Below are 23,829 nucleotides of genomic sequence, written 5' to 3'. Positions count from 1 at the left end.
TGTAAGTGAAAACGATTAAGTTCTTCTTTTGTTTTTTATATCCCAATGCAGCACATAAAAAAAAGCTAAAAATATAATAACACTATTGAGTATAAATATAATGGGAATTTTGCTAATCTCATCATGATAAATATATCCGGCTAGCAGTGCGCCTCCACCGATACCTATTTCTAAAGCAATGTACATCGTAGCCATCGCTTTTCCCCGGTGTTGCGGCAAGCTGAGGTCTATGGTCCAGGCATTGACAGCTGGTGAGAGAATACCGCCCCCTATGCCATACACAATAGCACCTAGAATTAAACCATTTACAGAGCTGCCTAAGCCGAGGAGCAACAATGAAATAGAAATAATAACAATCCCGACATACATCACACGTATTCGGCCATAACGATCTGACACTTTGCCGGAGATAAAGCGAATACCAATAGAGGCTAAGGTGTAGGCCGTAAAAAATAATCCTTTGTTGCTGATACCTAAATGGTCGCTCCAATCTGGTATCAATGTGAGAATAACACCGTATCCGGAATAAGAGAGCAGTGTCACGACACCGGCGGGAATGGCTCGCCATTCAATGATTTCCCGTCGATTGATCCGAAGCATGCTCCAAGAGAATTTTCGTTTGTCAGGCAATGTTTCTCCCATACGTATGACGATGAGAATGGACAACAGTGCAAAAGCGGATGAGCAATAAAACATCGCATCGATACCCTGATCTTTAGCGATGTAGCTGCCGATAGCAGGACCAATGGCACTGCCAATTGCGAACGCAAGTCCATGCATGCCCAAGGCTTCGCCCCACCGGTTTTGTGGAATGATGTCTGCGATGTAGGCCGCCGTTGCAGTAGGCTTGAAGCCTGTCGAAAAACCGTGGATAAGCCGGAGAAAGAAAAAGCCGGCTACCGAACTGAGAATAGGATAGAGGAAGCCACAGACAAAACACACCATAGAACCGATGGCCATTACCGGTACGCGTCCCCAACGGTCTGTCAGTTTACCACTGAAAGGACGTGATATGCCGGCTGTTAATGTAAAAAGCGCAATAATCAATCCCTTGTGTTCTGCACCGCCCATCTGGCTAAGATAGTTCGGCAATTCGGGGATAATCATGTTGAAGCTTGCACAAAACAGAAGCGAGCTCAGACACAATAAAATAAAAGGTAACGTATATATCGACCTGGTGTTGTCCGCCTGCTTATCCATGCTCCGATTTTTGTCTTGCGATTTCAGAACAGAAAATCGTGGAGGCAACGGCTACATTTAGTGATTCTGCCTGTCCAATACGTGGAATGGTAATCGGATGATCTATTTTCTCTACAATTTCATCGCTGATGCCATTTCCTTCATTTCCCATGATGATCAGTCCGGCATTTCCAAAGTCGGTTTTATAGATGGATTTTCCTTCAAGCAACGCGCCAAAAGTAGGCATTTCGGATTGATCGATGAAACCTGCCAAAGGTGTATAAGAAATTTTAACACGAGCCAACGAACCCATTGTTGCTTGTACAACTTTAGGATTGAAAGCATCAACAGTACCCATAGAACAAACAATATGGTTAATGCCGAACCACTCCGCTGTTCGAATGATGGTTCCTAAATTTCCCGGATCTTGTATGTCATCCAGCAATAAATTGTGCTGTTGTCGTAAAAGAGCCCAGTCGAAGCTTTCTACTGTCGGAAGATGAACGAGCGCCAGTACCCCTTGTGGATTGGTCAAAACGGAAATTTTTTGAATTTCCGCGGTGGTAATCGTTATACATTTTAATTTTTGCGGTAAATTACCCATTTTTGTTCGAGCTTCCGCCGTGGTGTATAAGCTGTGAACTTGGTAATCAGAAGAGAGAAATTCGAGTACTGACTTCACACCCTCGACAATAAAAAGTCCATGCTGTTTGCGAAACTTTTTATGTTGCAATGACGTAATTAAACTAATTTGCGCTTTTGATAACATTGCTTAATGATTAAGAAGTACCGTTTTTTTGTTTGTGCAAGTATAATGCTTTTGTTGCTATTTTTTGCATCCTGTCGTTCGGCAAGATACTTAGAAGAGGGGCAGGCATTGGTGACGGATGTGGATGTCACGGGCGTTCCCCCGGAGATAAAAGAAAGTGCAACAGCGTATATATCGAATGAAATTAAGCCGAATTCGAGACTAAATCTCACCATATACAATTTGTTCAATACCCGAGGAGGACGATATAAATTGGAAAATAGGCGGAATGTGGGCGAACCGCCCCATGTGCTTGATTCGTCCTTGGTGGAGCTTTCTGCACAACAGATTAATCGCTATCTCCAAACGAAAGGCTATTTTAGTGCATTCGTGATACCGCAAGTGCATGTGAAAAAAAAGAAAGCCCATATTGATTTTAACGTTGCGTTAGGACAGCCATTTCGGTTTGGTGCCATCCACTATCGTGCTGACGATCCGGTGATTGAGGAGATATATGCACGGGAGGTAAGATCAAAGTCACTGGCTAAAACAGGAAAGCAGTTTGATAGTGCGGATTTGCTTCAGGAACGGGAACAACTTTATGAAAAGCTGAAAGAACGCGGATACTACGATTATCTTCGACAATATATGCGTGTAGGTATTGACACGAATGTGGTGGCGAAACAGGCTGATCTTCACGTAGAAATCCAGGATCCAACGGATAGCACAGGGCATACCGTTTATCACATCGACAGTGTGTTTGTACGCATTATATTGCCATACGGACAGGTCGGGACTCGGATGCCACATTCGGCAGTAGACACCAATCTACATATTTCCTATAATGACGAAACCGGGCGCTTTCGGCTAAAGCCTTTGTCCCGATATATGTATTTAAGACCGGGCATGCGTTATAATCTCAAAAAAGAGAATCAGTCTTATGACCGTCTTTATGAAATGAATGGTTTTAGAAATGTGAAGATCAACCATCAAAAAACGGGGAGCGACCGTTTGAATACGTTTTATGAACTGACGCCTCGTCCGGTTATGGCTAACCAAGTGGAAGGAGAGTTTACGTTTAGTTCCGGGATGAGTGGTTTTAATGTGGGAAATACATTTTCGCATCGCAATGTATTTGGCGGCGCGGAACAACTGGAAGTAAAGATGCGATACGGGGTGTTATTTGATCCCCGTTTGGAAGGGAACTTAGCGAATAAGATTTTTAATAACGATTTTCAGGTAGGTGTCAACCTTATTATTCCACGTTTGATGACGCCTTTTGAAAATTCCAGCACGGGAACCTATGGGCTGCCACGAACGACCTTTTCCAGTACATTGCAATTTTTTCAACAGGATCAAACTTATTCCAATAGATATTTTACCAACTCGTTAAATTATATATGGTATACGAGCCCCCGTTCGCAACATAGTTTAACCCCCGTGTCTGTGGAGTATCGGGTGGGAAGATTAGACGATGCCTTTCAACGGCAATTGGAAGATGAAGGGTATTTATTATACGTTAGAAGCAATAATCGGGAGTATTTTGGTTTAAGTGCGCAATATAACTATACCTACAATGCTGCGAAACTGTTGACTAGAGAAAATTTCAACTATTTCCGTATCGGATTGGAAAGCAGCGGAAACGTATTAGACTTGTTAAGTGATGTATTGAAGTTGGAAAGGTCACCGGAAGGGGAGCGTTTGTTGTTTGGGGTACCTTATCTGCAGTTTGCGAAAACAGAAGTTGACTACCGATGGTATCGTCATTTGGGGGGAAACAAACAATTTGTACTACGATTTAATGGCGGAGTTGCTGTTCCTTATGGCAACAATTCTCGTTTATTGATCTTTGAAAAAAGTTTCTTTGGAGGAGGCATGAACGGAATCCGGGCTTGGCAAGCACGTACATTAGGGCCGGGTAGCTATAATCGGGCAGGCTTACCAGAAGCGTTAAGGCTAAATTTGCGAAACCTCGATCAACTGGGTGAACTTAAACTAGAAGCGAATGCCGAGTATAGATTCCGGATATTGAATAATTTTATGGGCGCAAAGCTGAACGGTGCAACGTTTCTTGATGCCGGAAATATCTGGTTGCTCAGAGATAACGAGATTACGACCAATGGTACCTTCAAAGCTAATGAATTTCTTTCGCAGATAGCGCTCGGTACAGGATTTGGGCTGCGGTTGGATATGGATTATTTTATTATCCGACTGGATGCCGGGTTGAAAGTAAAGGATCCGCAATTTGCCAAAGGCGAGCAGTGGGTCATTAAGGAGTTCTTTAATAGCCGGGAGTTTAAACGGAATTTTTATGAAACCCATCGCCCCGATCGTTATAATTTTATCCAATATAATTTTAGTGTGGGGTTGCCATTCTAGATCAAGCTTTTCAGCGCATCCAGTATACTTTCCATAATTGTAGAAAGATCAAGTCCTTTAGCAAAGTGGAAATAGGCGTATACGATGGCTATGATGACAAAGGTCACGAGAAACCGTCTAAATAGGTAAGCTATCAGTAGGATGGCCAGTGGAATAAGTAATAGTAGCAAACCGTTAATTTTAAATGGCTTCAGTTCCTTATCTTTCTTATGGATGTAGTATAGCTTGCTGACTGTATTTTCCTGATTTTTGTGTTTGAAGAAAACAAATGTAGAGGATTCTACCGGCTGTTGTACAACTGCAACTCCATCGTGAAATTGGAGGTTTTGTTGGAAACCATTTAGATTAAAAACAAACGTCCCGTTGATTCTTTCTAAAGGCTGCTCCGCACTATCCAATGCGATGATGGCAAGCTTGCTATTTTGCGTAAGATTTTCCTTAACGATAAAATTATCGATGCGTTGCGGTTGCGCCTGCGCTGATGCAACGGAAAAAAAAATAAAAGCCAGTATGCAGGTGATGTACTTCACGTTAGATTAAAATCTCCGCTGCAATAATAAGAAAAAAGTGATATATTTGTCAAAATAAAAAAGATTAAGACTGATATGGAAAATACAGTGTCTACAAGACCCGCAAAAAAGACAGACAACAACGCAAATCGCACGGAATATTATGTGCAACTAACGGTCGCTATTGTTATTGGCCTGGCAGGTGTATTCATCCGATTTGTTCCCGATGTTTTACCTTCCTTGGATCAGATGACCTTTCTGTTTTCTTTGATAGCAAACATATTGATGATTGTTGCATCTATCATTGCATTTAAAGTGGTATTCGATATTTTAGGATTTGGTAAAAACAAAAACTAAGTTTTCTTTTTCGATAATGAATAAACAAAAGCCCGGACATTTTCGTCCGGGCTTTTGTTTTATTATGCTAAAAGCGACCAGGTACTCCAGGGAATACGGGATAAAAATACAATTAAGCCAATAGTGTACATAATGAACACCGTCCTATTGGCGGCATAATCCTCGGTTGCTCTTTTTGCTTTTGAATAACCGATAGTAACCAGTACAATCCCAATAAGCATCATCAGCGGATGCTCTAAAAAATATAATCTGGATAAGCTGTTGCTCATGTTTTCTCCGGAGAAACTCTGTATCCCGAGAGGGGAAACGAAATAGATAACTAACCCGACAATAAGCTGAAGGTGTGCACTGATTAGTCCAATCAATGCTATTTTGCGGTTGTATGGGTTTGCCTTGAAATAATTGACTGCTGTAATTACAATGGCAATTACCAATGCCAGCAATAGTACAATAGCCAGCGTCGAATGTAGATGTTTCATTCCTGTTAACATGTTTGTTTGTATTTAAATTATTCTCTCTCTTAATTTCTTCTCACTTATAACCCCTTTAGACGTTTATCGCCCAATTCCTTAAATTCCGACTTTGCTTTAAAATTCGGGAACGTACTTTCCATACTCATCGTATACCCAATGTCGAAGAATAGACGTATATCCGCTATGATACCGCTGAAATCCCAGTTTTCATCTACCTCGTCCGTTACCGTATGGTATCTTCCGGCCAGGGCTTCTCTCCGGCGTTCAATATCCACCGTGTCGGTAGATAAAAGTTCGCTTCCCGCACCCATAAAAAGACCCGGAACACCAGCTTTTACAAAATTGAAATGGTCAGATCGATAGAAACCGCCTGACGTTGGATCACTTTCTCCTTTCATCACACGACCAAATTTGGCGGCTGATTTTTCTACATAATCCTCGATTTCTGTTTGTCCGATACCCACCACGGAAACATCTTTGGTCGCGCCTAATGCGCTGAAAGCATCCATATTGAGATTAGCGACAGTTTTATTCAACGGATAGATAGGGTGTTGAGCATAATAAGCTGATCCAAGTAGGCCTTCTTCTTCCGATGTTACAGCCAGGAATATAATCGAACGTTCCGGTTGTGCTTTTGCCGCTTGGAAAGCCTTTGCGATTTCAAACAGGGCGGCTACACCGGCGGCGTTATCAATGGCGCCATTATAAATAGTGTCTCCATCAACAGGCTCACCTACACCCAAGTGATCCCAATGTGCCGTATAAATAATAACTTCATCTGGTCTCTTTGCGCCTTTCAATTTCGCAATAACATTATTAGAGGTTGATTTTCGGAACGTATTGTGAATACCTACGGACGTGCTGACATGTAACGGTATAGCCTTAAATCCCGGTTTCTTAGCTTCTTCCATTACATTCGGCGATATATCCGCTAGTTGAAAGAGCTTCTTCGCGGTTTCATTGGAAATCCACCCTTCAAATTCGGAAAATGAAGTGCCGTTATCTTCCGATATTAAGTCTAGTTGTGGTCCCGACCATCCCGATCGTACCACGTTCCAGCCGTAACTCGCGGCCTCGGTTTCATGTATCAACAGAATACCGGTCGCACCTTGTCGGGCAGCTTCTTCATACTTGTATTTCCAACGGCCATAATAAGTCATGGTATCCGCTTTAAATAAGCTTTTATCATATCGACCCGGATCGCTCACCATGGCTACGACTGTTTTGCCTTTTACATCCAGCCCTTCGTAATCGTTCCAGTCAAACTCTGGAGCAACGATACCAAACCCGACGAAGACCAATTCCGATTCGGCTACGTCGATATCGTTTTGTAGACGTCGGCTTCCAATAACATAATCATCAAGATAATTTGCAGACAGCGTACCTGTTTCACTTTTGAACGTCAATACTTTATTCTTAGGCTCGGAAGCGATCTCAACCAAAGGCACTTCCTGAAAGTAAGAATCGCCGTTGCCCGGTTGTAACCCTAAATCTTTGAATTGCTGTTCAATATATTGTACGGTCAATGTATCGCCTTTTGTGAAAGGCTTCCGACCGAGAAACTCATCCGAGGAAAGTTTCGTAACATGTGTTCGATATGTATCTTCCGTAATTGCTGCTAACGCGATGGAATCAAGCCCATCCGTATGGTGACTATCTGTTCCACCCGGTTGGCAGGATAAAAACAACGTAGTGGTAGCCGAAATCAATAGTAGATTTTTCGTCATGATCATATGTGAAACGTTTTGCGCACTAAAGTTACAAGATTATTTTGGAATATCTCCGGTATCCGTTAGTAATACTACCTCTGCAATAGGGTGGATGAGGTACGTTCGGTTAGTGCTCAGCTCTATACACTTATATCGTTTTCGGAGTTTTTCCCCCTTTTTGAAGACACGCCCATTTTGGAGGGCAAATATGCTGTTTGCAGGTATGGATTCTATGGTTTGCTGCTCGAAGTTGTTGACATCATATCTTCTTAGCACTCGGAATAAATGTATATCTGTACAGCTGGAAGCTGCTGGGTTTTCCATGTAGCGGATAATAGCCTCCAAGATATCTGGCGGGAAGATGCTCAGATGAAGAAACGGTTGCATGAGTTCTTTATAATGCTGCTTCCACTCTCTACCATGTGGTTTTACACGCTGTTTGTACTGTTGCCAGGTTTGTAGATGTGCGAATTCGTGTATTGTCGTGATCAGAAAAGCATATGGGTTTAGATCGTGATTGACCGAGATTTTATGTGGACCGCCACGGAAAGGAGCCATATAATCGCCCAACTTTGTCGTCCGGCTTCGTGAAATACGGAATCGACAGCCGGTATCATTAATCCACGCAGAAATAATCGGGGTTGCGGCTTCCGGCATATATTGACTAAGCTGTTTGGAAAAATCGGGCATGTGTGACAAACATATTGATTTTTTTTGAGACGTATGTTTTATTTTTTTCATGCCCACGGAAATCATTATCTTTGATAGCACGAACGAGAAGCCATGCTGAATAGACTTTTTATCAAGAATTATGCATTGATTGAGAACCTGGATATCCAATTTGATAAGGGGCTGAATATTATTACCGGAGAAACTGGAGCGGGTAAATCCATTATGATGGGGGCGCTGGGGCTTATATTAGGTAACCGTGCGGAGGGAAAGCATTTCTTTCGGGAAGACCAAAAGTGTGTGATAGAAGGCTTTTTCAAGATAGACGCTTACGGTCTGCGAGATTTTTTTCAGGAAAATGATTTGGAATACGACGACCAAACGATTATTCGTCGGGAAATAGCCGTTGACGGGAAGTCACGCGCCTTTGTAAACGATTCTCCCGTGACCTTGAATGTCCTTCGGTTGTTAGGCGAACAGCTGATTGATATCCATTCACAGCATGCTACGATGCAATTGAATACAGAACGTTTTCAATTGATGATATTGGATAATGTCGCAAAGAATAATGCCGTTCTACACGATTATAAACAGCATCTGTCGAAATACAAACAACAACAGGAATCCTTGAACCGCCTGCGTGAAGATATTGCAGGAGCGAATGCCGCGCTGGACTTTAACCAGTTTCAATTTGATGAATTAGATCAAGCCCATTTGGAAGAAGGAGAACAGGAAAAGCTCGAAGCCGAACTCAGCCAACTGGAAAATGCAGAAGAGATAAAAAGAGGGCTTTTACGTGCGAGTCATTTATTGAGCGAAAGTGAACAATCTATCACTTTTTCGTTAAAAGATACGTTGCAACAGCTTCAGGCTGTCCAACTTTTCATGCCTTCCGTGGAAGAATTAGCAGGGCGTCTACAAAGTGCATGGATTGAAGTTAAAGATATCGCAGACGAGGTCAGTGCTAAGGAACAAGACGTGTTTATGGATGAAGGACGGCTAGTAGAGGTTAATGAGCGATTGAGTCTATTATATAGCTTGCAAAAAAAACACCGGGTAGAGACTGTGGCGGAGCTTATTACGTTACGAGATGAACTCGAGCAGAAGATTTTGGTGGTAGCTAATCAAGGCGACCAATTGGCTGCTTTAGAGCAAGAGGTGGCTAGGTGTTTGAACCTGTTGGAAAAAGCCGCGATACGTCTTCATGAGACACGCCAGCAAGCTGTTGGCCAGGTAGAAGAATATGTCCAGACAGTATTAGCAGCGGTTGGCATGCCAAATGCCCAATTAAAAATAGAACTTTCGTTATTGGAAATTGATAAATACAAAATCACAGGTGCGGATGAGATCCGGTTTCTTTTTTCTGCGAATAAAGGGCAATCTTTACAGGCTATACATCGCGTGGCATCCGGAGGAGAGCTATCCCGTGTCATGCTTGCGGTTAAATCACTCGTGGCCCAAACATCTGCATTGCCCACCATTATCTTCGATGAAATAGACACGGGTATTTCGGGTGAAGTGGCGTTGAAAGTAGGCGAGATTATGGAACGTTTAGCCGGCAACATGCAAGTACTCGCTATTACACACTTGCCGCAGATTGCTTCAAAGGGCCAGGCCCATTTCAAGGTGTTTAAGCAAGATGAGGGCGATAAAACCAAAACGGATATTATCTTATTGGCGAAGCAAGACCGTGTCTTGGAAGTCGCGCAAATGCTCAGCGGTGCAAATCCGGGCGCATCAGCTTTGCAACATGCAAAAGAGCTGATTGAAAGGTGAACTCACTAGATGATAGATTCCCTATCGTCTAGTTGAGCTTTTTTGACGTCTATATCGATCCAGAATTCGTTGCGTTATCGCATTATCCATTTGCCAATCTTCTCCAGGGCCCCATTCCACTACTTCCTTATTCACAAAATAAACCCAAATCGGTCTGTTTTCATGTTCCTTGGTATAGGAATTATATTCTAGACGTAAATATTCATATACTTCCAACGGCCCATCATCGGTAGACTGCGCCACAACAACCATATTGGGCTTTCCGATTTTTTCAACAACTGTATGTTGTGACATACCTAAATTGATTAAGCTCATATCTGCATTGATCCTTTGGTATTTCATAGCCGTGCAAGATGCGAAAAGGAAGATGCCTGTAAAAAGTATCCATTGTAGGAGTTTGTTTTGTATCATGTGCTTGATGTTTTATCGTTTGACGCGAAAATACGAGCAAAGATTAATAAAGCAATTCTTATTTTGATATTTCGTATCCCTAAAAAAATCGTTGATCTTGTTCTTCTGTTAAATGTTGCTGTGTCTTTCTTCTAGAAAGATGTCGTAGCAAAATAAAATATGTGCTTTTTTATCGTTAAACGAATAATTGTGTTTTATTGTTTGTAAATTCGATATTAAGTTTGTGTTAAGTGGTGAAAGTACTCATTTTATATATATAACTTTGTGCTGTTAAATTTTGAAACAAACAGCAAACTGAAAGTTGATTATGAAGAAATCTTTACTAATCTTCGCCCTAGCTTTATCTAGTTATGGGGTAATCCAAGCTCAAGTAACGACAAGTAGTATGCAAGGTGTAGTAACTCAATCTACAGGACATGCTACAGTCGGGGCTACGATCAAGGCAACTCACGTACCTTCCGGGACGATTTATTCTGGCTCGGCCAATGTGGCGGGCCGTTTTAATTTGGCAAACATGCGTGTAGGAGGCCCTTATCGTGTGGAAGTAACCTATGTCGGTCAAAATCCTGTGGTTTATGAAGACATTTACCTGCAATTGGGACAGCCTTTTGTTTTAAATCCTACATTCGGTGAAAACGCGATGTCCTTGGAGGAAGTCACAGTTACAGGTCAAGTCGTGCGTAACCAAAAAACAGGTGCGTCGACAAGCGTTGGTCAAAAGCAATTGCAGGAGTTGCCACAGGTAAATCGGAGTATCACGGAGTTTATGCGATTGACACCACAAGCCAATGGAACCTCATTTGGGGGACGTGACGCGCGCTATAACAATCTGCAAATCGACGGTGCAAACTTTAATAATGGATTTGGATTGAATGATGACCCCCTTCCTGGAGGAAAATCTCAGCCTATTTCATTGGATGCGATTGAGGCTATTTCGGTAAATATAGCTCCTTTTGATGTTACTCAGTCGGGTTTTACAGGAGCAGGGATAAATGCGATTACCAAAAGTGGTACGAATACTGTAACCGGTACAGCCTATTATTTTCTTCAAAATCAGAATTTGCAAGGTCATAAAATCGGTGACGTAACATTAGAGAAAACTGATGCGGCAAAGAAAAATTTTGGTTTTAGTTTGGGTGGGCCAATTGTGAAAGATAAGCTATTCCTTTTTGTAAATGCAGAGCGTGAAGAGGCGACGGGTGCGAATGCTTCTGGAGCAAACTTATGGCGTGCTTCTGAAAATGGTGTTGCAGACGCTGCTAACAATATTGCGAGAACGTCTCGTTCTGACCTAGAAGCTGTTCGAAATCACTTGATTAACCAATGGGGGTACGATCCAGGAAGATATGAAGGTTATGCGAACGAAGCGGAACAAGTAAGTACGAAGTTCTTGGCAAGATTGGATTGGAATATCAATGACAAACATAAACTTGCCCTGCGTTATAATCAAGTAATTGGGGAATCTATGAATGTAGCGAATGGTAATTCGGGGCCTAGACCTCGGGCTGACTTTGAAGCTTATAGCCGGGTGGGCCAAAATTCGATTGCCTTTGAAAATGCTAATTATGGATCAAAAAATGTAGTACGTTCTATTACGGCGGAACTTAATAGTAATTTCAATTCAAGATGGAACAATCAATTTTTGGCAACCTATACACGTATCCAAGATACACGGACTACACCAAGCAATCATTTATTTCCGTTTGTAGATATAGGTGACGGTAGCCATCAGGAATTTCTGGATAACCGAACTCCAGAACAAATTGCGGCAAATGCTCAACCTGGTTTCCATAATAATTACATGAGTTTTGGTACAGAATTGTTTTCTTATAATAATGACGTAATCAACAATAATTATTCATTTATCAATAATCTTAGCCTACAGGCTGACAAACATAATTTTACTTTTGGTGCAGCATTCGAAATCCAAAATTTTGGAAATAGCTATATCCGTATGGGGAGTTCTTATTATCGTTATAACTCGGTTGAGGACTTCTTAACAACGGGTACGCCGAATGAGGTGGCTCCAATTATGTTCGGATTGACCTATCCGTATGAAGGACAGGATACATATTCCAGAGTCAATTTTGGATTGGCGTCTTTGTATGCGCAAGACCGCTGGTCGGTAGCTAACAACTTAACTTTGACATATGGTATACGTGCGGAGTTACCAATTTATATGAATAAATTAACAGCGAATCCGTCCATAGATGAACTTACCTTTCTAGATGTCAATGGTATGCCAAAAAATTACGATTCGGGACTTTGGCCTAAATCAAGACTGTTGGTTTCGCCTCGGTTAGGCATCAATTATGATGTATTTGGAGACCGTTCTTTGGTATTACGCGGAGGAACAGGCTTCTTCTCGGGGCGAGTACCCTTTGTATGGTTGACCAATATGCCGACAAATGCCGGTGTGTTACAAAACGTTGTTGAACCAGGATCTTATGGTGATGTGCAAGGATGGATAGGAAATGTACGTTTTAACCCCGATCAATATTATCACTTGAATAATGTTCCTCAGGGGGCGGAAGATGTATTTATTCGTACACCCAATGAGGGTGCGCCGAGCTCTTTTGCATTAGTGGACAGAGATTTTAAAATGCCGATGGTTTGGCGTACTAGTATTGGTGGAGATTACCAGATTCCGAATACGCCATTAGTATTAATAGGAGACTTTTTATATACTAGAGATATTAATGCCGTATTCCAATTTGGTGCAAATCGTGTAACATCGAATACTTTCTTAAATTACGGATCGTCCGACGAGGCAGGTGACTACGGTGACAACCGGTCTTTTTATCCTTCGGGAGCACAGCGCTATAATAATGCCATCGGAGCCAACAACGCCACCGTTTTGACGAATACCAACGTAAAAGGTCATGCATTGAGCGCGACTTTGGGATTAAGTGTGCCAAATTCTCAAGGGTTTAGTGGTAGTGTATTTTATACCTATTCAGATGCGCGTGAAGTGACCGGTAACACGGGATCAAATGCAAGTTCCGCTTGGGGAGCTTCTGCTAATATTCATGGTCCGAACGATCAATTCTTATATAAATCCAATTTTGCTGTTCCCCATCGTGTAGTAGCGAATGTAAGCTATCGCATCGAATATGCAAATACGTTAGCGACGACGGTTGGCGTATATTATAACGGTGCGCATCAAGGCCGGTTCTCGTACATCTACGGAACAGATATTAATAACGATGGGCAAAATGCAGATCTGATTTATTTACCTAAAAATTTGAATGACCTTCCCTTTGTAGATATCGTGAATGATGGAGATGTTGTAAAAACTGCTGCTGAGCAACGCGATGCCCTTGGATCATTTATAAATGAGAACGGGTTAAGTAAATATAAGGGAAAATACTTGCCAAGAAATGCATTTTTAATGCCATGGCTGAACCGCTTCGATGTACGTGTTTTACAAGATATCTTTACCAATATCGGTCCTCGTAGACATACCTTACAGTTGAGTTTAGATGTCATTAATTTTGGTAACCTTCTCAGCAAAAGTTCCGGTATCCGAAGTACGTTGACTCCCGCACAACAATTGTTACGGACTACTGGAGCAGTTCCTGCTTCTGGAGTTCCGTCATTTAATATGGCTATGGTTGATGGAGAGCTTCCGAATACACCTTTCCGGGATTTTACTAGTGATTTATCTACTACATGGCAAATGCAATTGGGAGTGAGGTATATTTTCTAGATCGTTTACACTATTATAAAAAGGAGGCTGTCTCACATATTTTTGAGACAGCCTTTATTTTGTATCCCTATACAATAACCTATCTTTTAATCACAACCGGCTCTGAAACTCCCTATCAACCTAGTGCTAAACGTAGAACGAATGCACGAGTTACATACCATAATGCCATACTTTCTTAGCGTAATTGACCAAAGTCGATTCAAATAATCCCTTCCTACATGCAATTTGCGTTAACCTGCATCGGTGTCACGACAGAGCGCATGCAAAAATAGCGGTAAACAATACCTTTTGCGACGAAGTGCTTTCCCTTTTCATTATTATGTATGCATTAATCCGCATCGCGTATGCACGCAGCGATAAACCCCAAACATTATATAGTAAAACGTATCGTTAAATTTCCAATGCGTATGTCTTTCACCGCTTCATGTATGCAGCGTGTGCAATAACGTATGCATTTTGGCAAATTATGCCTGCAAAACGGTGAGTGTGTACTCATCGTCAAAACAGGTTTTAAACGCTTTAAACCCATGTTTTTCGCTTATTTCTTCCGAAGGTGACTAAAAATGCAAGAAGAAAACACCCTTGTGCGGAAAAGTTTGCACGCACAGACCCCAAGTTTAGTAGCCGCCTGTTCTATATTTGATGCCATAAACAATTTGTTAAACTTCTAAATTTTATATTGATGGCAAAACCCACCTTATCTTCAAAAATCGGATCAGCAGCAAAGTTGTTGACGTATGCCGAAAACGTATTTAAAAAATCTATTGAAAATGCCGTACTTTTCCCCGATGCCGCATCCACTATCGTGGAATTGGAAGCAGCTTTGAAAGCCTACAGAAATGGTCTGACAGAAGCTGCCTATCGCGATACGCGGCAGATCGTTATTAAAAACCAGCAAGCAGCTATATTAAAACAAGTGCTGTATAAGTATGCACTCTATGTGGAGGCGGTAGCCAATGGCGATCCCAATATTATTTTGGCCGCAGGGTATATTCCCAGTAAAAGTTCGACCGGCTCTATCGGATCGTCACCAAAACCGTACAATCTGCGTGTGGAAATTTATCAAGGAGGTAACAACGCGGTACAGCTTCGTGTCAATAGCTGGCGGCCGGCACGGTATTGTCAGTTTGAATTTCGTAAAGTAGGAAGCGAAAACGAATGGTCGAAAGTACTGAGTACAAAATCAAAAACCGTTATTCCCCATTTGGAGCATCTGCAGGAATACGAATTCCGAGTGACGTATCTGGGCGCTGATCCAACACCGAACTACAGCGATATTGTGCGTTGCTATGTAGTCTAGCATCAGCTGTACCAGTTTTTCTCTTTTATACCAATTGGCTTTCGTTCGTGCCGATGGTATAATGATGCGCTGTTATATTTTTCTCCCCCGTAGCTTGATTGAAAACAATATCCAGACGCCCCAACCGTATACCTGCAAAGCCCATCTGGTTTACCCATACCTCTTTGCCATCCAGATCGGGTACGCGGGTCGGTTCATTCAAAAAGGTATGTGTATGTCCGCCTAGAATAATGTCGAGGTGACGGGAGCGAGCAGCGAGTTTCAAGTCATCAACCTTATCGTCGTTGTATTTATACCCCAAATGAGAGAGGCAGATAACTAAGTCACATTTTTTATTTTCCTTGAGCATTTGGGCGATTCGGTTCACCACCGGAATGGGATCGAGGTAGGTCATTCCTTTGTGGTTGTTGGGATCCACTAATCCCGTCACGTCGATGCCTACACCGGTAATACCGATGCGAATACCTCCTTTTTCGATGATGATATATTCTTTTGTACGACCCGCCAGCGGCGTTCCTGAAAAATCATAATTTGCGGTCAGAAAAGGAAAATTGGCGTTATGGAGTTGTTCGGCGAGTCTTTCCATCCCGTTGTCAAATTCATGATTGCCGAATGTGCCCGCTTCATAACCTAATTTAGACATCAATTCCAACTCTAGTTTTCCATCAAACATGTTGAAGTAGGGGGTGCCTTGGAACATATCTCCGGAATCGACCAACAATACGTTTTTTTCCTCTTGGCGAATCTTATTGATTAATGTGCTCCGTCTGGCTACTCCTCCCAGACCTTGATTCCGCGAACCATCCATAGGAAAAGGATCGATTCTGCTATGGACATCGTTGGTGTGCAAAATCGTCAGACGCTTCGTTTTAGGAGCTGTTGCTGCTTGCGTTGGAAAAGCTCCGAATGTCGCTATTGCGCCTAACGTAAGCGATTGCTTGATAAAGCTTCTTCTATTTAATGATTTGAACTCTTCCATCTAATTGCGCTTGAACGTGCTTTTCTTGTTTTGTTAAATCAGACACATATTCCATCAACGTTTCGCGAAGAAGTTGATTATAATCTTTGCGTGTAACAGGTTTATCAAAAAATGTTATATAATCCCCGCCATTTGCTAGATAATCATAGGTAACGAGTTTATAATGGGCATCGGGGTTAATCGGTTTACCCTGTATCAAAAACTCCTTTGCCTTTCCGTTTTCGATGACTAGCGTGATCCCACTAACCGGTTGTCCACCAGTTTTGACCATATAATCTGCCAAACGTAGCATATCTCTTCCACTTAACGTTAAAATTGATACGACATTTTCAAAAGGCATAACTTCAAATATATTGCCTACCGTTATATTTCCCGCATTAAGATCTGCCCGAATCCCATCTTTGGTAGCAAAACTTGCCTGTACCTCTTGATCTAGTTGCTTCCCTTTCCACAATAGCGCGTCTGCAAAGAAATTACCCATTAAGCTCTCCGGCGCATTACGGTTGCGTGTAACGTGATTGTCGGCATAGCCCACTATGCGGTTCATCTCCGCTTCCAGTTTTGCTTTGTAAGGCGCGTAATAGTTAACAATGCTGCTGTCAGCAACGATCGAAGCGTCAATCGGATAATATTGACCCTTATCTACTTGGTGATGAAGTTGTGTTTTACAAGAAAATAGCAATAGCGCAACAGAAAACAAAGAGCACCACCATACAGCACGTTTCATAACTTGAAATTTTTAGTAAAGCTAAAGATTAAAAGCAAAAAGAAGAACATTTGTTGTTCTCCTTTTTGTTGTGTTTTCGTTAAAAAATAGTTGCTTCCGCAGCATCACGCATGTTGTCCAGTATGCTTCCCCTCCGCATATTCTTCTACAATTTTCCGATTAAAAGCAGGAAGGTCGTCTGGTGTACGGCTGGTTACCAACCCCTGATCTGTCACTACCTGCGTATCTTCCCAACGTGCTTTTGCATTGACCAAATCTTTTTTGATGGCTGCTACTGAAGTGAGTTTGCGTCCTTCCACAACTTCTGCATCGATCAATACTTGAGGTCCGTGACAGATGGCTGCAACCGGTTTGCCGGCAGCAAAGAAATCACGCACAAAAGAAAGTGCTCTTTCATTTGTGCGTAATTTGTCCGGATTGATTACGCCTCCCGGAATCAGCAATCCATCATAGTCATCGATTCTTGCTTGATTTAACGGTATGTCTACCGGATATTCTTTATCCCATTCGTCGCCTTTTTTCGAGCGCACAACCTTTTCTTGAGGCGAAACGATATCTACCTGTGCGCCCTCATTTTTCAAAGCCTCTTTCGGGCTGGTCAATTCGATTTGTTCAAAACCATCTTCCGTCAATATGGCAATTCTTTTTCCATTTAATTTTCCCATAGCACTTATCCTTTTAATTTTTTATATAAGACATTCTTCAATTAGAGAACAATCAACAAATTGTCTAGTTCAAAAAAAATAAAAATACTTACCTGTTACCATTCAATTGTAAAAACAGAAAATACGCGGGATGAACCTTCTGTCGCGCTGCCAAAAGTATGGCAACTGGAAAAGTAGCCCATTACTTCTTCCGCTTCCAGAATGATTTTTTAGCTTTTTTATCGCTGCCTATTAAATAACCATAAGGTTGCAATCGAGGGATGCGGTCGCATATAATCTTGATCATACCCGTAACCGGAATGGCAAGTATCATACCCGGAATACCCCACACCGCTTCTGCTGCCACTAAGCTGAATATAGTAAACAACGGATTGATGTTAACCTCATTTCCTACGATAAGAGGCTCCAGCAGATACGTTTGAACAAATTGGACAAAGCCATATATCAATATAACGCCTACAATCATATTGGTATCACCACCTTGTGCCGTTACGCCCACTATCGCTATGGCCGTGCCTGTTAGGTTTCCTATGAAAGGAACGAGCTCTAATAATCCGCATATCACGGCAAAAAATAATGCATTTTCGACACCAATGGCTGTAAACCCGAATCCATAAAGAATCCATAACACGACGATCATTTTGGCAAGCCCCGTCATATAATTCGCTGCCACCTTGCTTGCCGATTCAGCGATTTCCATGGTTTTCTTTTGATCTCCGGATGGCGCTATTTTAAGTAAAAATTTTTTTAATCGAGAGCGGTAAAAGAGCAAGAGGTAGGTATATACCATCACTAAGATGAAATCCACAAGCAAACCAAAAAAGCCCGATGCCAGCTGTTTGACTGTGGAACCGTCTGTAGGTTGGCTTTTCATCTGCTCTTCCGCTATAGCTTGCTGTTTGGCCTGATCGATATCCAATCGATCCTGTATCCAGTGTTGTACACTTGAAAGTATCTGCGACAGGTTTTGCTTCAACGAACTGATTTGTTCGGCAAAATTCTGCAGTTGCCAACTCAACAGGAAGCCAATTCCTACAAGGCATACTATGAGTATACCGACCGCGATCAACGCCGTTGCCCAGCGAGGTAGCCCTTTCTTTTCCATCCATACGGAAGGTGCGACAAACAACATGGATAAAATGCAGGCGATGGCCAGTGGAGCCAATATGCTTTTGCCATAATATAAGATAACTACTATTAAAACGAGGGTGAAGGTTATTTGTAAAACTTTAGAAATTGATTTGCCCATGTTGTTTTTGTGAAGGTCTTTTACTTTTGAGTTGGTCATGGTGTGCATTAGTATTTGTCAACGTCGCCGAGGCCTTCGACTAACGCTTTCCACTGTGGAAATGATGCGCCCATTTTTGCACCTAAACCCACCATGAAATTGCGCAAATTGTCCAGTACGGACGCATTGTCGGTATTGATGATTTCATTACGTCCAGCATAGTGCAGATAAATATGACTGCCTTTTTGTTCGACAAGAAAAGAAGAAGTCGCTAGTTGCTTGAAAAAGTGCGCTGTATCTTTACTATCCTGCGTTGGGTCGGCGGAAGGTCTTAGGGTTAAAAGGATACTGGCACCTTCCGTATCGGCGGTTTGCGTGATATCTTCTACTTGTACCCAATCGTATCCTTTGGCTGACGGGAGTCCAGGACCGGGGATATCTATTCGGATATAGTCCCTTTTTTGAACCATGCGTTCCATCGTACGACTGGAGGCATCCTTGATTGTAAATGTGGCGGAGGGCGCTTTGGTAATCTCGTTCCAACGATTAACATCCAATAACCTGCTCCTTATGCGCTCAAAAAATCTCGTAGCCTCCTCTTGGGATGAAAGATTTACAGTCTTGAAACAGTCTAGGGATTTACCCGATACCTGTTTGGGGATATTCTTTTCCATATGCTTGTTTTTATTTCCACCTAATCCCCTCCTGTGATATCCTCGTTGTCCTCAAGATTACTGATGTTTAGATTTTCCTCTTCTGAATCAGATGGGGTGTCAAATTCTTCTGTTTCTTGATTTTTGTCGGTTTGTTCATCTGTATCCGCTGTATAATTGGTGTCCTCTTGGAGAGGTTCTGCATCGACTAAATCAGAATCCCGAAGGTCATCTGTGGGATTTTCCCGATATACATCATCCGCACCTCCTATAATAGGATCTTTATTAATCTCCTGACCTTCTGCGTCTCCAAATTCTTCATCTTGCTCTCCAGGAATAATGGAAATCGTCGTTATTATAATATTTGTTGTCTTTCTAAACACTATTTTATGACATGCTTTCATCTGATTATTTTTATTTTGCATCTCCGCTTCATCGTTCATTTTATTATTGAACAATCGATTTACTTTTATGTTTAAAAAGACTAATCCCTGGCCGCTAGACTATATACCTGGGGCTTCATGATATACACCGTATACATGAAAATAAGTCTGCTATTATCTTAGCTATTTTTACTAAACAAAAAGTAACAGATTAATAAGGTCACATTGACGAAAACAGAAAAGGCATTTGATAGAATAATAGGCCATTCGCCCAGCATGACCCCATAAACCACCCATAAAGATACGCCTGATAATAAAATGGTAATCATATAGGGAGAGATGTTTTCTACATCTTTTTCCTTTAGAATCTTTATCAATTGTGGCAGCATCGAAATGGAGGTTAATATTCCGGCCGCAATTCCAATTATTGTTTCCATATTGTTTTATTAAAGTACGCGAGGCAGCCAAAATTGTTTTCAAAGCTGTTTTATAAAAAATCCTGAGGCGGGGAACCTCAGGATTTTTAACTAACTAACCAATTATAAACCTAAATTATGAAGTACTACCATAACTCCAATTTCCATGCCTTTCGTATATACGTGGTGTAGATTTAACACCTCTTAACATATGTTCCGAAAAGCATAATGTAATTGACGAATCTGTGACATATCGGACTTTTACGTATGATTCTTCGTACTGTCAAGAAGGCAAAACTTACGACAAAAATGCAGCTAGTGATCTCCTTTTTGACAGGTTATGGGATTATATAAGGAAATTAAATCCATGCTCCCGTACACCGATAGTGAGAAGCCCATTCGACGTGGTAACATATTTATCATCGATATGCATGTTCCTATTTGTAGATTGTATCTTTAAGTTTGCTGCTCGAAGCGTCTGAAAATCAAATGATGTTTTTTCTTGATGAATGATTCTTCTGATATGTAATGCGAAGGCCTCCCGTTCTTTTTCGGGAATCAATACGACATCTAGATAGCCATCATCTATTTGAGCAGCCGGAGCTAACATAAGATTGGGCCCGATGGAGGGAATATTCATGATTTCCAATAGCAGATACTTACCTTCATACATTTTGTCATCTGCGTGAATAGTATAATGATGTGCCTCTTCGGTTTGTATAATTTCATACAGCTTTTCCAAAGCCAATTGCAATTGCTCATCTGTATTTTCTAGATGGCTGACATCGATCTTATCCATCGTTTGGATGAGTGTGGGGAATACACCATACCCTGCGCCTTCCAGAAAAAAATTAGAACTGTCGTCGTATTTCAGGATCCCCATGTCGAATCGCTGTTGTTTACCGTTTTTCCAAGCGTTTACATGATCCTCAAAACTTGTTTCTTTGTTTATGGAGAACGTTTTAGACAGATTGTTTGCCGTTCCCATGGGTAAAAGTGCCATGGTTATCTTGTTGTCTAAGTTATCTTTTTGAAAAAGTTCTTTGACGACTCTGCGCACGGTACCGTCGCCGCCTGCCACGACAACAAAATCTATGTCGTCTAGATGTTCCTTCCACTGTTCATCTTTTTTGATCGAAAAATAGGTGCACTGATATCCTTCTTTCTCGATAGCTTTAATAAGGTCAGCCTTAAAATGATCTTCGTCGCCCGCTTGGGGATTATGTAATAAAGTTACTCGCTTCATATATGCTATTTAATAAGAGAACATTTTGGTAGACTTAATTGTTGTTAAATTAAGAAAAATAAATACGAAGATATTATGAGGATTTTAGTGACGAATGACGATGGTATATATAGCCCAGGTATTGCGGCCTTGGCAAAAGTGGCAAAGAATTTTGGCGAGGTGCGGGTGGTTGCACCAGATGTAGAGCAGTCTTCTATGGGACATGCGGTAACACATTCAAGGCCGTTAGGCTATAAAAAATCGCCTATTGAGTTTCCGGATATAGAAGCTCACCGTGTAAATGGAACTCCTGCTGATTGTGTAGCAATGGGAATGCACCTATGGAAAAACGTAGATGTGGTTTTATCAGGGATTAATATGGGACCCAATTTGGGAAATTCGATGTGGCATTCGGGGACCTTAGCGGCAGCAAAGCAAGCAGTATTGTTTGGTGTCAAGGGAGTAGCACTCAGTACGCCCGTTGGAAAAGATGAGCCTGATTTCGAACATTTAGAAACATATGTGGCAAAAACATTGGAACTGTTATTGAAAAATGACGAACTGGCCTTATATAATGTCAATTTTCCGCCTGACCCTACTGATATTGCATGGACAAGACAGTCCGTGCGATTATATGATGGTACTATCGTGCCCGGGACCGACCCGCTGGGTAGAAAGCACTATTGGTTTACGGTGACGCCACTGGATCCGGCGGAAGAAGGGACCGATCGTTGGGCGGTAGAAAATAACATGGTCTCGATTACCCCATTACGTCTGGATCTGACCGATGAAGATATATTGAGTGAGAAAAAAAAATTATTGGTTTAGCTTAATTATATATATTATTGCACCCATTCGTTCGATCTAGAAAAGAACATAAAATGGAAAACAGCAATAAACGTCCGAATTTAGGACATCAACTACCTCCCGTTGTATTCGGAACAAGTGGATTGGGAAATTTATATGTAGAGCTGCCTTTCGAAGAAAAATTGGCCATTGTGGGAGAGTGTATAAAACACGCCCCCGGAAAAGCAGTCTTTGATACGGCGGGAAAGTATGGAGCAGGTCTCTCGTTAGAATCGATAGGCGAAAGTTTAAGGCAATTAGGCGTGCCTCCATCCGACGTGTTGATCAGTAATAAACTAGGCTGGTATCAAGTGCCCCTGACGACAATGGAACCTACATTTGAACCCGGTGTATGGAAAGGATTGAAAAACGATGCGGTGCAGAAAATAAGTTATGAGGGTATTTTAGCCTGTTTTCATCAAGGCAACGCGTTATTGGGGGATTATACAGCACAGTTAGTTTCGGTCCATGATCCTGATGAATATTTAGCTACTGCCAGTAGTCCAAAAGAAGAAGAAGAACTTTATCGCGATATTTTAGACGCCTATCGTGCGCTTGCAGAGCTGAAGGCCGACGGTAAAGTCTTAGGTATTGGGGTTGGTGCAAAAAATTGGAAGATTATCCAACGGATAGCGAATGATGTTGTGTTGGACTGGGCGATGATAGCCAATAGCCTTACGGTACATAGCCATCCGAAAGCGCTTGTTGATTTTATAGAAGAACTGGGGGAAAAGGGCGTCGCTGTCATTAACTCGGCTGTATTTAATGGTGGTTTTTTGGTGGGAAGTGATTACTATAATTATCAACTTATTGATAGGAATACCGAAGAGGGGAGTGTACTATATGCTTGGCGGGATAAATTCTGGGCGTTGTGCGCCAAGTTTGACATATTACCAGCCGAGGCCTGTTTTAACTTTGGATTTAATATTACGGGTGTCCGTAGCGTTGCATTGAATACCACGAAATCGGAAAAAGTTCGTATCAACGCTGCTATGGCTATGAAAGATATTCCAGCTGATTTTTGGAGAGCGATGCGAAAAGAGGGGCTTATAGCTTAAAAAGTAAAAGGAGAATGCAATTGCATTCTCCTTCTTATTCTATTATAGTTCAGAAAACAAGTACTACTTCGCTTCAGCAGTTAATTTGTCCAAGATCTCGTTGTTCTTTGTGATTTGGCTATCTTTCGGCATTTCGCTTCTTGATCCTAATTCCACATTACGACCTAATTTCAAAAACTGTACTTCCATACGTGAAGTAGTTTTATTTCTTCTATCTTTTCTTTTTAAACGTGTAACTCCCATGGTTCAATTTTTTTTATCTGTAAAAGCGAGGTCGGAAGCGGATTCGAACCGCTGTAGGAGGTTTTGCAGACCTCAGCCTAGCCACTCGGCCATCCGACCCTTTCCCGTTCAAGGGAATGCAAAAATAAAACTTACTTTTGATATATCCAATAAAATGAAAAGTAAAAATAAAAAATCAATAGATGAT

Annotated in this window: 23 protein-coding genes and 1 tRNA gene; 7 read left to right on the top strand and 17 right to left on the bottom strand. The window is 41.7% G+C overall.

All coding sequences use genetic code 11. From position 1 onward, the window contains the following. Positions 1-15: 15 nt before the first annotated feature. The gene (locus EWE74_RS08385; protein ID WP_130141013.1) at positions 16-1,200 is read right to left on the bottom strand and encodes an MFS transporter; all 1,185 of its coding nucleotides are present in this window, start codon (positions 1,198-1,200) and stop codon (positions 16-18) included. Next, the gene (locus EWE74_RS08380) at positions 1,193-1,948 is read right to left on the bottom strand and encodes a TrmH family RNA methyltransferase (protein WP_130141012.1); all 756 of its coding nucleotides are present in this window, start codon (positions 1,946-1,948) and stop codon (positions 1,193-1,195) included. Before EWE74_RS08380 ends, EWE74_RS08385 begins: the two co-directional genes overlap by 8 nt. 6 nt (positions 1,949-1,954) lie before the next feature. On the opposite strand from EWE74_RS08380, the gene tamL reads away from it, so the two are divergent. After that, a complete protein-coding gene (tamL, locus tag EWE74_RS08375; protein WP_130141011.1) occupies positions 1,955-4,306 on the top strand; it encodes a translocation and assembly module lipoprotein TamL in 2,352 nt (783 codons plus the stop codon). Here tamL and EWE74_RS08370 read toward each other — a convergent pair. Further along, entirely contained in the window at positions 4,303-4,836 is a 534-nt protein-coding gene (locus tag EWE74_RS08370; protein ID WP_130141010.1) for a hypothetical protein, read from the bottom strand. The genes tamL and EWE74_RS08370 overlap by 4 nt on opposite strands. Positions 4,837-4,911: 75 nt before the next feature. Here EWE74_RS08370 and EWE74_RS08365 point away from each other — a divergent pair, with 75 nt between their 5' ends. Further along, positions 4,912-5,172 (top strand): hypothetical protein, encoded by a 261-nt coding sequence (locus EWE74_RS08365; RefSeq protein ID WP_130141009.1) that lies wholly within the window; start codon positions 4,912-4,914, stop codon positions 5,170-5,172. Between the two features lie 62 nt (positions 5,173-5,234). On the opposite strand, the gene EWE74_RS08360 is transcribed toward EWE74_RS08365, so the two are convergent. From EWE74_RS08360 to EWE74_RS08350, 3 genes are read right to left on the bottom strand one after another with little or no spacing between them, the layout of a single operon-like run. Then, complete coding sequence (locus EWE74_RS08360) at positions 5,235-5,651, bottom strand: hypothetical protein (RefSeq protein ID WP_130141008.1); 417 nt, start codon at positions 5,649-5,651, stop codon at positions 5,235-5,237. A gap of 56 nt (positions 5,652-5,707) precedes the next feature. Next, entirely contained in the window at positions 5,708-7,378 is a 1,671-nt protein-coding gene (locus tag EWE74_RS08355; RefSeq protein WP_130141007.1) for a M28 family metallopeptidase, read from the bottom strand. Positions 7,379-7,411: 33 nt separating this feature from the next. Beyond that, on the bottom strand, positions 7,412-8,095 hold the full coding sequence (locus tag EWE74_RS08350; protein ID WP_317125947.1) for a SprT-like domain-containing protein: 684 nt from the start codon (positions 8,093-8,095) through the stop codon (positions 7,412-7,414). Between the two features lie 42 nt (positions 8,096-8,137). Between EWE74_RS08350 and recN the strand changes: the two genes are divergently transcribed. Beyond that, positions 8,138-9,799, top strand: a complete 1,662-nt coding sequence (gene recN / locus EWE74_RS08345) for a DNA repair protein RecN (RefSeq protein ID WP_130141006.1) — start codon at positions 8,138-8,140, stop codon at positions 9,797-9,799. A gap of 21 nt (positions 9,800-9,820) precedes the next feature. Here the strand turns inward: recN and EWE74_RS08340 are convergent, their stop codons facing one another. Then, complete coding sequence (locus EWE74_RS08340; RefSeq protein ID WP_130141005.1) at positions 9,821-10,210, bottom strand: hypothetical protein; 390 nt, start codon at positions 10,208-10,210, stop codon at positions 9,821-9,823. Positions 10,211-10,517: 307 nt separating this feature from the next. Between EWE74_RS08340 and EWE74_RS08335 the strand changes: the two genes are divergently transcribed. Both EWE74_RS08335 and EWE74_RS08330 read left to right on the top strand, forming a co-directional pair. Continuing rightward, the gene (locus EWE74_RS08335) at positions 10,518-13,919 is read left to right on the top strand and encodes a TonB-dependent receptor (RefSeq protein WP_130141004.1); all 3,402 of its coding nucleotides are present in this window, start codon (positions 10,518-10,520) and stop codon (positions 13,917-13,919) included. Positions 13,920-14,601: 682 nt separating this feature from the next. Continuing rightward, a complete protein-coding gene (locus EWE74_RS08330; protein ID WP_130141003.1) occupies positions 14,602-15,219 on the top strand; it encodes a hypothetical protein in 618 nt (205 codons plus the stop codon). 25 nt (positions 15,220-15,244) lie between these two features. On the opposite strand, the gene EWE74_RS08325 is transcribed toward EWE74_RS08330, so the two are convergent. The 8 genes from EWE74_RS08325 to EWE74_RS08290 all read right to left on the bottom strand — a co-directional run bounded on the left by EWE74_RS08325 (position 15,245) and on the right by EWE74_RS08290 (position 21,516). Then, positions 15,245-16,198: a bifunctional metallophosphatase/5'-nucleotidase gene (locus EWE74_RS08325; RefSeq protein WP_130141002.1), complete on the bottom strand. Its 954-nt coding sequence runs from the start codon at positions 16,196-16,198 to the stop codon at positions 15,245-15,247. Continuing rightward, positions 16,173-16,925 carry a 5'-nucleotidase C-terminal domain-containing protein gene (locus tag EWE74_RS08320; RefSeq protein ID WP_239018587.1) on the bottom strand — a complete coding sequence of 251 codons (753 nt, stop codon included), beginning with the start codon at positions 16,923-16,925 and terminating at the stop codon, positions 16,173-16,175. Before EWE74_RS08320 ends, EWE74_RS08325 begins: the two co-directional genes overlap by 26 nt. Before the next feature lie 104 nt (positions 16,926-17,029). Continuing rightward, positions 17,030-17,590 (bottom strand): type 1 glutamine amidotransferase domain-containing protein, encoded by a 561-nt coding sequence (locus tag EWE74_RS08315; RefSeq protein ID WP_130141001.1) that lies wholly within the window; start codon positions 17,588-17,590, stop codon positions 17,030-17,032. Between the two features lie 181 nt (positions 17,591-17,771). Further along, positions 17,772-18,839, bottom strand: coding sequence for an AI-2E family transporter (locus EWE74_RS08310; protein ID WP_165384669.1), 1,068 nt, complete (start codon positions 18,837-18,839; stop codon positions 17,772-17,774). 47 nt (positions 18,840-18,886) lie between these two features. Continuing rightward, positions 18,887-19,492 carry a hypothetical protein gene (locus EWE74_RS08305; protein WP_130140999.1) on the bottom strand — a complete coding sequence of 202 codons (606 nt, stop codon included), beginning with the start codon at positions 19,490-19,492 and terminating at the stop codon, positions 18,887-18,889. Positions 19,493-19,512: 20 nt separating this feature from the next. Then, complete coding sequence (locus tag EWE74_RS08300; RefSeq protein ID WP_130140998.1) at positions 19,513-19,875, bottom strand: hypothetical protein; 363 nt, start codon at positions 19,873-19,875, stop codon at positions 19,513-19,515. 158 nt (positions 19,876-20,033) lie between these two features. Next, a complete protein-coding gene (locus tag EWE74_RS08295; protein WP_130140997.1) occupies positions 20,034-20,291 on the bottom strand; it encodes a SemiSWEET transporter in 258 nt (85 codons plus the stop codon). A 325-nt stretch (positions 20,292-20,616) separates the two neighbouring features. Beyond that, complete coding sequence (locus EWE74_RS08290; RefSeq protein ID WP_130140996.1) at positions 20,617-21,516, bottom strand: diacylglycerol/lipid kinase family protein; 900 nt, start codon at positions 21,514-21,516, stop codon at positions 20,617-20,619. Positions 21,517-21,591: 75 nt separating this feature from the next. Between EWE74_RS08290 and surE the strand changes: the two genes are divergently transcribed. Together surE and EWE74_RS08280 are read left to right on the top strand one after the other, a co-directional pair. After that, the gene (gene surE / locus EWE74_RS08285) at positions 21,592-22,323 is read left to right on the top strand and encodes a 5'/3'-nucleotidase SurE (RefSeq protein ID WP_130140995.1); all 732 of its coding nucleotides are present in this window, start codon (positions 21,592-21,594) and stop codon (positions 22,321-22,323) included. A 53-nt stretch (positions 22,324-22,376) separates the two neighbouring features. Continuing rightward, positions 22,377-23,399, top strand: a complete 1,023-nt coding sequence (locus EWE74_RS08280; RefSeq protein WP_130140994.1) for an aldo/keto reductase — start codon at positions 22,377-22,379, stop codon at positions 23,397-23,399. Positions 23,400-23,462: 63 nt separating this feature from the next. On the opposite strand, the gene EWE74_RS08275 is transcribed toward EWE74_RS08280, so the two are convergent. Both EWE74_RS08275 and EWE74_RS08270 read right to left on the bottom strand, forming a co-directional pair. Next, entirely contained in the window at positions 23,463-23,642 is a 180-nt protein-coding gene (locus tag EWE74_RS08275) for a spore protein (protein ID WP_130140993.1), read from the bottom strand. Between the two features lie 28 nt (positions 23,643-23,670). Beyond that, positions 23,671-23,741 (bottom strand) — tRNA-Cys (locus tag EWE74_RS08270). Positions 23,742-23,829 lie beyond the last annotated feature (88 nt).

Origin of the sequence: Sphingobacterium corticibacterium (genome assembly GCF_004208525.1) — a bacterium.
GTDB lineage: Bacteria > Bacteroidota > Bacteroidia > Sphingobacteriales > Sphingobacteriaceae > Sphingobacterium > Sphingobacterium corticibacterium.
This window is presented reverse-complemented; position numbering and strand designations above follow the sequence as displayed.